Source organism: Streptomyces sp. NRRL F-5630, from assembly GCF_000719475.1.
Taxonomy (GTDB): domain Bacteria; phylum Actinomycetota; class Actinomycetes; order Streptomycetales; family Streptomycetaceae; genus Streptomyces.
The window spans coordinates 89160-101485 of record NZ_JOGO01000019.1; the positions used below are offsets into that span (position 1 = coordinate 89160).

Consider the following 12326-nt stretch of genomic DNA (forward strand, 5'->3'; position numbering starts at 1 on the left):
ACCGACCGCGGCAGGACCGACCGGAGAAGGACGTACAGGAAGGGAAACCCATGCGCCCCTCGCGTATCCCGCGCCCCCGTGGCCGTCGCCTGCGCGGCGGCCTGCGCGGCACGGCGGTCGCCGTCGCCGCGACCGCCCTGCTCAACGCCTCGCAGGCTCCCGCCTTCGTCGAGGGCCTGACCGGGCGCCACAAGGACGCGTCGAGTCCGGTGGCCACGCCGCTCCCGCCGCTGCCGGAGGTCCCGACGCAGGGCGACGACTCCTACCACGTCGAAGCACCCCCGGTCGATCCGCTGAAGGTGCCCGGGGCCCGGCCCCCCGTCGTGGAGGTGCCGCTGCGCAGGTCGTCCGGGCTGCCCGCCACCGTGCTCGCCGCCTATCAGCGGGCGGAGGCCGCTCTGGCGCACTCCCGGCCAGGGTGCCACCTTCCGTGGCAGCTGCTGGCGGCGATCGGGCAGGTCGAGTCGGGGCAGGCGCGCGGTGGCGACGTGGACGCGCGGGGCACCACCCGGCACCGCATCACCGGGCCCGCACTCGACGGGGACGGCTTCGCTCTCATCCGCGACAGCGACCACGGCGCCTGGGACGGCGACTCCGTCTACGACAGGGCGGTCGGCCCGATGCAGTTCCTTCCCGGCACCTGGCGGCGCTGGGGCGCCGACGGGAACGGCGACGGCCGCGCGGACCCCCACAACGTCTTCGACGCGGCACTCGGCGCCGGCCGCTACCTGTGCGCGGGAGGGCGCGACCTGGCGACGGGCGGGGGACTGGAGCGCGCGGTCCTGAGCTACAACTACTCGCGCGACTACCTCCACCTGGTGCTGCGCTGGCTGGCGTTCTACCGCGACGGCGTGCACGCCGTGCCGGACGGGACGGGCGTCGTGCCCCGGAGCCCGGGCGCAGGCGGCGACCGGGAGGCCACGGCCCCCGTGGGCGACGGCGGCAGGGGGAACAAGGGCGGCGGCATCGTGATCGGGCCTCAGCCGAGCGAGGAACCGGACGAGAGGCCGAGCCCCGGGCCCGGCACCACGTCCGCCCCGCCCCCCGATCCGTCCCCCGGCCCCTCCTCCGGCGGCAGCCCGGCCCCCTCGCCGAGTCCCTCCGGTCCGGACGCCTCACCGACCGGATCGGCACCGTCGCCGGAGTCCCCGTCGGCGACCCCGGACCCCTCGACGACCGACGAGCCCGGCACCCCCTCACCGAGCCCGTGCGCCTCCGACAGCGCAGATGAGCGCCCGGCCGACGAGCCGTCACCCACCGAGACCCCCGCCCCCACGGACGAGCCCTGCGAGGCCTCGCCAGGGGCCTGAGTCCCGCCGTGTCTCCGTGCCTGCCGGGCGCGGGCCCGGGAGAACACCCCTCTCACACGGTGTCCGCGGTGCATGAGGGGAGGCGGGGTACGGAGCGCGCCTCGCTCCGTACCCCGCCTCCCCCGTGGGCCGCTCCCCTCGCTACTCCGCCTTGATCGCCTGGAGCGGGTTGAGGCGCGCCGCGCCCCGGGCCGGCCACAGCGCCGCGAGGACTCCGACCACGGCCGCGCTCGCGAGGAAGACGAGCAGCCGCGGGACGGGAACCTCCATCCGGTACGTCGGGACTTCCTCGCCGACCGCGCCGCCCGCGACCCAGCCGAGGAAGAGACCGAGCCCCACCCCGAGCACCGCGCCGAACAGGGAGATCACCACCGACTCCAGCCGCACCATCCGCTTGACCTTCGCCCGGTCCAGGCCGATGGTCCGCAGCATCCCGATCTCGTGCCGCCGTTCGAAGACCGACATGGCCAGGGTGTTGACGACCCCGAGGACCGCGATGAGCACGGCCATCGCGAGCAGCCCGTACAGCATCTTCAGGAGCATGTCGATGGCGCCGCCGATCTCGCCGCTGATGGCCTCCTTGTCCTGGATCTTGAGAGCGGGGTTGGAGCCGAGCGCCTTGACGAGCGTGTCCTCCGCCTTGTCGCTCGCGCCGCCCCGCATCCGGACGAGGACCTTCTCGTCGGTGATCCGCGAGAGGTGGGGATCGACGACGGAGGTCGGCACGTAGACCCCGTTGAGCAGGTCGTTCGGCCGGTAGACGCCCGCGACCCGCAGCCGTGCCCGGCCGCCGTCGTCGTCGAACTTCACGGTGACCCGGTCGCCCGTGCGCAGTCCCCGGTCTTCGGCGGTGTCCCGGTCCAGGATGACCGCGTCGCCCCGCAGATCCCGGAGCGAGCCGCTGTCGAGATCCAGGTCGACGAGGCTGGCGAAGCTCTTCGGGTCGATGCCGGAGAGCCGGTTCGGGGTGCCGCCCACATCGGCGTGCGCCGTGCGCACGGGGCTGGAGGCGGTGACCTCGGGAATCGCGGCCACCGTCTTGTTCACCTGGGGCGCGAGGGGTTCGTAGTTCGCCATCGAGACCGTGTAGTCGGCCTTGAGCGAGGCGGTCGCCATACGGTCGATCGCGCCGCTCGTCGAGGTCGCGACCACCGTCATCGCGGTGATGAGGGTGAGACCGATCATCAGGGCCGACGCGGTCGACGCGGTACGGCGCGGATTGCGGACCGCGTTGAGCCGGGCGAGCCTTCCCGCCACCCCGAACGCCCGCAGCAGCGGCGCCGCCGCCGCGACGAAGGGCCGCGAGAGCAACGGCGTCAGGATGATGACGCCGACCATGACGATGCCCGCGCCCGCCGAGACGACGTAGTTGTCGTCCCTGAAGAGCAGTACGGTGCCGAGCGCGACCACGAGGGAGCCCAGGGTGTTGCGGACGACGAGGCCGCGCACCGTCGGGACGGCGTGGACGCTGTTCATCGCGGCGACCGGCGGGATCTTCGCGGCCCGGCGGCCCGGCAGCCACGCGGCCATCATCGTGACGCCGATGCCGATGAGCAGCGAGACGAGGACCGTGCGGGGGGCGAGGACGAGCGGCCCTTCCGGCAGTCCGGCCCCTCCCGCCTTCAGCAACGTCTGGAGGGTGACGGCGACGCCGACCCCGAGAACGCCCCCGGCGACGGCGGCGACGAGACCGATCAGGAACGCCTCGATCAGCACCGAGCGCGTCACCTGGCGGCGCGAGGCGCCCACCGCGCGCATCAGGGCCAGCTCACGCGTGCGCTGGGCGACGAGCATCGTGAAGGTGTTGGCGATGATGAAGATGCCCACGAAGAGCGCGATCCCGGCGAAGAGGAGCAGGATCTGACTCGTCGAACTGGTCTGTTGCTCGATCATGCGGTCCTGCTCCGCGGAGAGCGCCGCTCCGGTGCGGGCCTCGGTGTCCTTGGGCAGGATGGCCTTCACCGACCGGAGCAGCGCGGACTGCGAGGTGCCCGGTGCGGCCTTGACGTCGATCTCGTCGTACTCGCCGTCGCCGAGGACGCGCAACGCCGTGGTGTTGTCGAAGAGCAGGAGGCTGCCGCCGGCGACGACGTTGCCGTCGTCCGTGTCGAAGACACCCGAGACCTCGGCCTTCACGACGGAGCCGTTCGTCGAGAGGCGCACGGAGTCGCCGACACGGTAGCCGGTGCGCTCGGCGGTCCGGCTGTCGAGGGCCACCTGACCCGACGAGGCCGGGGCCTTCCCCCGGACGAAGGTCCAGCGGGGGTCCTGCCCCTTCCCGTCCGGGTAGTAGTTGGCGCCTCGGCTTCCCCAGCCGCCGCCGACGAGCTTGCCGTCCTTGTCGGCGAGGGCGGTGAAGCCGTTCACGCTCCCGAGCGCCGACTCCGCGCCGGGCAGCGCGGCGGCCTTGTGCACGAGGGCGTCGGTGAGACGAGCGGCGCTCCTGCTGCCTTCCTCCTCGGGGACCGAACGGCCGTCGGACTCGATGGCGACGGAGACGTGGTCGAAGCTTTTCGCGGACTTGTTCTTGTAGGCGGAACCGAAGGTGTCGGTGAAGACCAGGGTGCCGGAGACGAAGGCGACGCCGAGCATGACGGCGAGCACGGTCATGAGGAGCCGGGCCTTGTGCGCGAGCACGTTGCGCAGGGCGGTACGGAACATGGTGAGGGAGTCCTGAAGTGAGGGGACCGGAACCGTCGTGGAACCGGCGGGGGAGGGGTGGCGGCGTGCGTCAGCTCACGCGGCCCCTGCCGTCGAACTCCTTCATGCGGTCGAGGACCCGCTCCGCCGTCGGCCCGTGCATCTCGTCGACGATGCGGCCGTCCGCTAGGAAGACGACCCGGTCCGCGTAGGCGGCGGCGACCGGGTCGTGCGTGACCATCACGACGGTCTGGCCCATCTCCCGCACCGATGCGCGGAGGAAACCGAGGATCTCGGCGCCCGAGCGCGAGTCCAGGTTCCCCGTGGGCTCGTCACCGAAGACGATCTCGGGCCGCGAGGCGAGCGCGCGGGCCACGGCGACACGCTGCTGCTGGCCGCCCGACAGCTCCGTGGGCCGGTGCTTGAGCCGTCCTTCGAGGCCGACCATCGAGATGACCCGCTCCAGCCACTCCTTCTCGGGCTTGCGGCCCGCGATGTCGAGGGGCAGCGTGATGTTCTCCCGCGCGGTCAGCGTCGGCAGCAGGTTGAACGCCTGGAAGACGAACCCGATCTTGTCCCGGCGCAGCGCGGTGAGCTGCTTGTCCTTGAGTCGCGACAGCTCCGTGCCCCCGAGCTGCACGGAGCCGCCGCTGAAGGTGTCCAGCCCCGCCACGCAGTGCATCAGCGTGGACTTGCCCGAGCCCGAGGGACCCATGATGGCGGTGAACTCGCCCTGGTGGAACGCGATCGAGACCTGGTCCAGGGCCACCACGCGGGTGTCCCCGGTCCCGTAGACCTTGGACAGCTCCGTGGCCTGCGCGGCCACGGCGGTGGTGGGCGAAGGGGCGGCGAGGTGGGGGAAAACACTCACGAGCGGGGACTCCTGCGAAACGGGAACGGTGACGACACCAGCCATCGTTCCCGGCGGAACCCCCTCCTGTAGACCCTCGCAAGAGGTGTCTCCAGGGTCCACTTGAGGCGGACCCCGGAGCCGCGTCTCCGACTTGAGTATGACCTTCTCCCCTAAGGGCCGGACGTCCTCACCTCGCCTCCACCTCCTCCTCTCCTCTTCCCCCCCGAGCCCGCTCAGGGCTGCCGGAGCAAGGGGTCGAACGGCGAGGAGCGCAGGCGGCCGGACATGAACGACACGAAGGCGCGGACGAAAGCGGCGCCATCGTACGTGTCCGCGCCACTCGCGCTCTTTGTTCCGCCCGCGCCGCCCGTGTCCGCCGTCTCGCGGCGGAACGCCGTGCGGAAGAGCGCGCGGTACTCCTCGGCGTCGATGGTGCCGTTGCCGTCGCGGTCGGTCGCCGCGAAGAGGACCTCCGCGACCCGGATGAGCGCCGGTCCGGCGAGCCCAGCAGTGTTGCTCGCGTACTCCCGCGCACTCACCCGCCCGTCGCCGTCCGTGTCCAGCGCGGCCTGGAGCTCGCGCCACCAGCCCGCGAAGGCCTCGTACAGCCGGGTCTCCTCGGGTTCGTCGAGATCGAGGCGCGTCGCCATCTCCCGGGCCATGGCGGCGAGGTCCGGCCAGTCGAGATACCCGTCGCCGGTCTGGTCGAGCACGTCGCGGAAGAACTCCTCGGCGCCGCTGTGCACCGGCACGGAGGACGCGGCGGGCTCGGGCACCGGCAGGGGCGAGAGGAGACGGAGGAAGGCCCCGGCACGCCGCAGCCGCTCGTGCAGCGCCGCCGCCGTGCGCGAGGCGGGATCGTCACCGCCGGGCGTGGCCGAGAGCACGTCGACGACGCTTTCGGCGCTGATCCAGTCCTCCGGCAGGAAGCGGGTCAGGCCGGCGGCGAGGTAGGTGCCCCGCATGAGCGTGGTCACCCCGGGCAACTCGGGGAGCCCGGCGCGCCGCCGGAACGGCTCGGGCAGCGAGGCCACGGTGACCGCCCCGATCAATGGCCCCGCCACCGCCCTGCCCGTGGCCCACACGGTGGGCAGCCCGCTCAGCACCCCGGGCGCGGGGAGGTGGTCGAAGAGTTTGTAGAGGATGATCCGCATCGCCTCGGTGTCCTCCAGCTCGCGCTCCACCGTGGCGTCGTAGTACGGCCAGAACTCCCCGGTCGTGGGCGGCAGGTGGGCGTCCTCCTCGCCGAGCGCGCGCAGGTAGCCTTTGGTCTCCTCGTAGAGGCCCTCGATCTCCTCGTGCGCCAGCGGCTGCCCGCTCAGCCGGTACATCGTGACGGCGCTCTCGAAGATGGTCGCGAGGACCCAGGCGCGCGCGGCCGGGTCCATCGCGTCGTAGGGACGCTGATCGCGGCACTCACCCTTCAGCCGTGCGTGCAGCCGGTTGAGCCGGGCGGCCTCCCTGGCCCGTACCGCCTCGTCGGCGTCGCACATGCGGCGCATGCTGTGGAAGGTATTGCGCAGGCGGCGCCACGGGTGCGTGACGAAGGTGGAGTTGTCGATGAGGGCGGCGCCGACCTGCGGGTGGGCGGCCTCCAGGACGGTGGCGCGGACGAGCGCGGGCGCCCAGCGAGGGTCGTCGAAGAGCTTGCGGTAGCGGGAGAATCCCCCGGCGGTCGTCATGGGGCGGTGCTTCCGTTCTGCTGGGCCGGAACTCCGCCGAAGCGGCGCTCGCGGTGCCGGTAGTGGTCCAGGCACTCCAGGAAGTGCGGGGCGCGGAAGTCGGGCCAGAGCACGGAGGGGAAGACCCATTCCGCGTAGGCGACTTGCCAGAGCATGAAGTTGGAGATGCGCTGCTCGCCCGAGGTGCGGATCACGAGGTCCACGTCGGGGGTGTCGGGGAAGGGGAGGTGGGCGGCGAAGCTGCGTTCGGTGACCTCCTCGGCCGGGACCCCGGCGCGGATCAGGGAGCGCGTGGCCGCGACGATGTCGCCGCGCCCGCCGTGGTCGAAGGCGATCGTGAGGGTCATCCGGCGGTTTCCCGCCGTCAGCGTCGTGAGGTCGGCGAAGTCCCTGGCCAGGCCCCGTGGGACGCGGGCGTCGGTCACGCCGAGGAAACGGCAGCGAATGCCGCGCGCGTGCAGGAGCGAGGCGTGCTTGCGCACGGTGTGGCGCACGAGGTCCATGAGGTAGCCGACCTCGGCGCTCGGACGGCTCCAGTTCTCGGTCGAGAAGGCGTACAGGCTCAGCCACTCGACCCCGGCCGAGCGGGCCGCCTCGATGATGTCGATCACCGTCGTCTCGGCGGCGCGGTGCCCGGCCGTCCTGGGCAGGGACCGCCGCTCGGCCCAGCGTCCGTTGCCGTCCATCACGCACGCCACATGGCGCGGGGCCCTCCTCGTCCGCGTGGCGGCGCCCTCGTACCCGACCGTCATGGTCCCCCCTTCCGGTCCACCGGGAGCCTGTCCGGCGGACCGGCGACAAAGGCTCATCGGATGATCGGAAGCAGCGTCCCAGCCACGACGGGCGCCCGGGGCCGTTCCGCGTGGCGTTCACCCGTAGAACGGACGACCGAGCGGCGAGCGAAGCGGCACGGCCCCGGTCATGCCGGACACCACGAGGACGATGACGGGCCCGAGCGGGCCGGCCCGGCGTCCGCGGCGGTGCCCCGGAAGGCGTGACCGGGGAAGCCCCGGCCCCCGGCCGGCGCTCGCGCCCCAAGCCCCGCACGTGACATGCCCCCGCCCCGCACATGACGCGGCCCCGGACCGCACGAGGTCCGGGGCCGCGTCACGCACGCAGGGGTGTGGCTCAGCCGAGCAGCTCCACCTCCGCCACGCGCGGCGCCGCCGCGTCCGTACCGCCGGCGTCCGGCACGATCCGGTAGTGCGCGTACGTCCCCGGACGCGCGACCGAGAACACGCGCGTCTGCTGGTCGTACGCGAAGGACTCGCCGACGCGCTTGTCCAGGTCCCGCCACGAGGTCCCGTCGGCCGAGCCCTGGAGCACCCAGCCGCTCGGCGCCTTGGCCCGGTCCGCCGACGTGAGCGTGTACTGCACCGCCTTCACGGCCTCGCCGACGGGCAGCTCGTCCCGCGTGAGCGGCCCCTCGGTCGCCGATGTGTTGTCCGTGAGCGGGCCCTGACCGTCGAGGAGCGCGTCGGAACGGGGCTTCGCGACCGCGTCGCCCTGCGTGAGCGAGCGCGGCCCCGCGGTCTTCCCGCTGCCCCACGAGGAGGGCTTGGGGCCCATGACGAACTCCAGCGTGCCGCCCTTCGCCACGGCGTCGCTCGGGAGCGCGGTCGAGTCCCACTTCTTGCCGTTGAGCCGCGCGCTCTGCACGTAGATGTTCTTCGCGCTGTTGCCGCGCGCGGTGACCGTGAACTTCTTGCCGTTCTCCAGGCGCAACGTCGCCTTCGTGAAGAGCGGGGAGCCGATCGCGTACTCCTGGCCGCCCATCACGAGCGGGTAGAAGCCGAGCGCGGAGAAGAGGTACCACGCCGACTGCTCGCCGTTGTCCTCGTCACCGTGGTAGCCCTGCCCGATCGAGCTGCCCGAGTAGAGGCGGGAGAGGACCTCGCGGATCTTCTCCTGCGTCTTCCACGGCTGCCCGGCCGCGTCGTACATGTACGCGGCATGGTGCGCGACCTGGTTGCTGTGCCCGTACTGGCCCATGCGGACGTCGCGCGCCTCGGTCATCTCGTGGATGACACCGCCGTACGAGCCCGTGAACTCGGCCGTCGCCGTCTCGGGGGTCGAGAAGTACGTGTCGAGCTTCTTCGCGAGCCCGCCACGCCCGCCGTACAGGTTCGCGAGCCCGTGCGCGTCCTGCGGCGCGGTGAACGCGTAGCCCCACCCGTTGGTCTCCGTGTAGTCGTAGCCCCACACACGCGGGTCGTACTTGTCCGCCGGGAGACGCCAGGACCCGTCCGCCTTGCGGCCCTGGAAGAAGCCGGTGTCCTTGTCGAACATCTTCACGTAGTCCTGCGCCCGGTTGAGGAAGTACTCGGACTCCTCCTTGTAGCGCTTCTCACCGGTCTTCTTGTACAGCGCCTCGCCCATGCGGCCGATGCCGTAGTCGTTGACGTAGCCCTCCATCGCCCACGACATGCCCTCGCCCGTGTCGGTCGAGGTGTAGCCGAGGAACGGCGAGGTCTTCATGCCCTTGCGGCCCACGCCCGAGGACGGCGGCACGACGGTCGCGTTCTTGAGCGCCGCCTCGTACCCCGCCTTCGCGTCGAAGTCCACGCCCTTCGTGTACGCGTCCGCGAAGGCCACGTCCGAGGACGTCCCCGTCATGAGGTCCGCGTAGCCCGGCGAGGACCAGCGCGAGATCCAGCCGCCGTCCTTGTACTGCTGCACGAAACCGTCGACGAGTTCCCCCGCCTTCTTCGGCGTGAGCAGCGAGTAGGCGGGCCAGGTGGTGCGGTACGTGTCCCAGAAGCCGTTGTTGACGTAGACCTTGCCGTCCACGATCTTGGCCCCGGTGTGCGTCGCCGTGTCCGGCCCTGGCATCTTGGAGAACGGGCTCGCGTACTGGTACGTCGGCTTCTTCCCGCTCCCGGTGTTCTCGAAGCCGGAGTTGGGATACAGGTAGAGCCGGTACAGGCTGGAGTAGAGCGTCGTGAGCTGGTCCTCGCTCGCGCCCTCGACCGTCACGGTGCGCATGAGCTTCTCCCACTGCGCCCGCGCGTCCGTGCGCACCGCGGCGTAGCTCTTGCGTGCCGGGATCTCCTGCTCCAGGTTCGCCTTCGCCTGGTCGACGCCGATGAGCGAGGTCGCCAGGCGCAGCGTCACGGTGCGGTCCCGGCCCGCGTCGAAGCGCAGGTAGCCCTTGACGCCGGAGGAGTCGCCGCCGGTGACCTTCTTGTCGAAGACTCCGTACACGAAGAGGCGCGTGGCCCCCGTGGAGAGGCCGCTCTTGACGTCCGAGTAGCCCGTGACGGTGCCGTGCTCCTTGTCGAGCGTGAGCCCGCCCTGCTCCGAGACGTTGTCGAAGATCACCGAGGCGTCGTCGCCGGGGTAGGTGAAGCGGAGCGCCGCCGCGTGGTCGGTCGGGGTGACCTGCGCGCGCAGGCCGTTCTCGTACGTCACGGCGTACTCGTACGGCTTCGCGGACTCGTTCTCGTGCCGGAAGGGCAGCGCGCGCTCGGTGCGCCCGGTCGGCGGCGTGCCGGCCGCGAGCGAGGGCATCACCTGGAAGGTCTGCCGGTCGCCCATCCACGGGCTCGGCTCGTGGCTCGCAGCGATCGCCTGCATGGTGGGCAGGTTGTCGGAGTTGTTGGAGCGCGCGTAGTCGTACAGCCAGCTCGTGGAGCCCGCGTTCGTCACCGGGGTCCAGAAGTTGAAGCCGTGCGGGACGGCGGTCGCGGGGATGTTGTTCCCGCGCGAGAAGTCACCGCTGGAGTTGGTGCCCCGCGTCGTCGTCGCGTAGTCGGAGAGGTAGGGCTTCGGCCGCGGCGCGGCCTCTTCCTTGACGCTGATGTCGTCGACCCAGCCCCGGAAGGCGTGCGGGCCCTTGTCCGCGTCGTAGCCGAGGAGCACGCGGTCGATCGTCTTGCCCGCCGCGACGCTCCCGATCCGCGCGCTGCGGTCGTTCCACTGGTTGACGTAGAGCGCCTTCGACGCGCCCTGTCCCCGCGGGCTGAGCCGGAAGCCGAGCTGGTCGACGGCGTTCAGGTCGCTCAGGTACGTCCCGTCCGTGAAGGCCAGGTCGACCGCGACGTACGTCGCCGGGTAGTCGAGGTCCGTCGCGGGCAGCGAGGGGAAGATCTTGTACGAGAGCGTGGTGTCCTTGCGGACCTTCACGTTCACGTCGAAGACCTTGTTGTACGCGTAGCCGCGCCCCTTCGCCTGGTGCGTGCCCGAGTAGCGCAGCGCGTGCGTCCCCGTGAAGCCCGCGCCCGCCTTGGCGGTCGGCGAGCCGCTCGGGCCGTGGTCGACGAGCGTGCTCATGTCCTTCGGCGGCGCGGGATCGCTCCCGCCCGTGGAGAGCTGCACCTCGGCGAGCTGGGTCGCGTCCGGGCCGCCGTTGTTCGCGGTGACGTCCAGGCGGTAGTGCGCGTACGCGGCGGGCGTGCCGCCGATCTCGTACGTCTTCGACTGCGCCCGCTCGGTGAACCTCTCACCCGCGCGCGTGTCGAGCGTCTTCCACTCCTTGCCGTCCGCGGAGCCCTGGAGGGTCCAGTCGCGCGGGTCGCGCTCGTCGTGGTCGTTGGCCGAGACGAGCGCGTACCGCGTGATGGACTGCGGGGCGTCGAGGTCGAACTCCACCCAGCCCTTGTTCTCGAAGGTCAGCCACTTCGTGCCCGGCAGGCCGTCCGCGAGGTTGGCCGCGACCTCTCCGCCCGCCGTGTTCTCCGCGCTCGCCCGCACGGCCGTCACGTGGTCCGTGACGTTGCCGGGGATGCCGGAGCTGTAGGCGCCGTCGACGCCCGAGCGGCGCGGCTTGCCCGAGGCGTCGGTATCGGCGGTGTTGAGCCAGTCGGGCGCGCTCTGGCCGTCCTCGAAGGAGGAGGCGAAAGCGGTCTGCGGACGGTGCGCGGCCTCGCGCGGCGCGGCGACGGCGCCCTGCGCCGTCCCCACCAGCAGCAGAGCGGCCGCCCCGAGGACGACCCCTCCCGATCTGCGGCGTGACGGCGGTCTGCCCCCTCGGGACGTCCTGGACAAGGGCCCGTGCGGCATCGGATCGTCCTCCCCGGCTCCGGGACACGACCCGGAACCCACCTGTGACAACGTTGTCAGGACCCTGTGCGGGGTCCGGCCCCCCAGTAGGTCCCGGAGGCGGGTGAGGAATCAAGAGGCAGGACGGGCGGACGTAAAGCTTGGCCTGAAACCGACGGTGGGGGGAGCCGTGCGAGGGGCCCGGCGCCTGGTGGCGGATGCGGGTGCGGGCTTCGGGGCGCACGCTGGGGAGAGGTGCCGCGAGGACGACCGCGCCTGGCTGCGCGGGCCCCGAGCGGGCACCGGACCGTACGACAACCGCACGCGAGCGGCCCCGGAGGCGGACCAACGGAGCGGAGGGACTCTCGCGGGGTGACACCCCGCACGCCCGTCGTCCCCCCGCTGTCGCGACCGGCCGGAATCAGGTGATCACGCGATGAAGGCACTCGTCTACGAAGGCCCCCAGCCGGTGGCGGTCGAAGACGTACCCGACGCCCGGATCGAACGCCCCACCGACGTGCTGGTCCGCGTCACGTCCACCCATATCTGCGGCTCCGATCTCCCCATGTACGAGGGCCGCACGACGAGGGAGCAGGGCCGCGTCCTGGGTCACGAGACCCTCGGCGTCGTCGTGGAGACCGGCGAAGGGGTCTACGGCGTCCACGTCGGCGACCGCATCAGCCTGCGCTTCAACATCGGCTGCGGCTTCTGCGAGAACGGCGAGCGCGGCTCATCCACCACGACCGCGCCCCTCCTTCCTTCCTCGTCTCGCACGAACTCCCCCTCGCCGACGCCCCGGACGCGTACCGCGACTTCGACGGCCACGAACCGGGCTGGACGAAGGTGATCCTGAAGCCCTGA

The 12326-nt window shown here is 71.9% G+C and carries 6 protein-coding genes and 1 pseudogene; 2 read left to right on the forward strand and 5 right to left on the reverse strand.

Annotation, left to right across the window (positions count from 1 at the left end; translation table 11 throughout):
- Window positions 1-50 precede the first annotated feature (50 nt).
- On the forward strand, window positions 51-1310 hold the full coding sequence (locus IF99_RS0112110; RefSeq protein ID WP_030996428.1) for a lytic murein transglycosylase: 1260 nt from the start codon (window positions 51-53) through the stop codon (window positions 1308-1310).
- Window positions 1311-1451: 141 nt separating this feature from the next.
- Here IF99_RS0112110 and IF99_RS0112115 read toward each other — a convergent pair whose 3' ends face one another.
- The 5 genes from IF99_RS0112115 to IF99_RS0112135 form a co-directional block, all read right to left on the reverse strand.
- Window positions 1452-3971: an ABC transporter permease gene (locus IF99_RS0112115; protein ID WP_030996429.1), complete on the reverse strand. Its 2520-nt coding sequence runs from the start codon at window positions 3969-3971 to the stop codon at window positions 1452-1454.
- Window positions 3972-4041: 70 nt separating this feature from the next.
- On the reverse strand, window positions 4042-4866 hold the full coding sequence (locus IF99_RS0112120; protein WP_234340673.1) for an ABC transporter ATP-binding protein: 825 nt from the start codon (window positions 4864-4866) through the stop codon (window positions 4042-4044).
- Between the two features lie 170 nt (window positions 4867-5036).
- Window positions 5037-6485, reverse strand: coding sequence for an oxygenase MpaB family protein (locus tag IF99_RS0112125; RefSeq protein ID WP_030996431.1), 1449 nt, complete (start codon window positions 6483-6485; stop codon window positions 5037-5039).
- Window positions 6482-7237 (reverse strand): polyprenyl diphosphate synthase, encoded by a 756-nt coding sequence (uppS, locus tag IF99_RS0112130; RefSeq protein WP_199806488.1) that lies wholly within the window; start codon window positions 7235-7237, stop codon window positions 6482-6484. Before uppS ends, IF99_RS0112125 begins: the two co-directional genes overlap by 4 nt.
- Window positions 7238-7613: 376 nt before the next feature.
- Window positions 7614-11387 carry a GH92 family glycosyl hydrolase gene (locus IF99_RS0112135; RefSeq protein WP_030996433.1) on the reverse strand — a complete coding sequence of 1258 codons (3774 nt, stop codon included), beginning with the start codon at window positions 11385-11387 and terminating at the stop codon, window positions 7614-7616.
- A 514-nt stretch (window positions 11388-11901) separates the two neighbouring features.
- Between IF99_RS0112135 and IF99_RS0112140 the strand changes: the two are divergent.
- Window positions 11902-12195 (forward strand): annotated as a pseudogene (locus IF99_RS0112140) (alcohol dehydrogenase catalytic domain-containing protein); the annotation flags it as partial.
- Window positions 12196-12326: the final 131 nt, after the last annotated feature.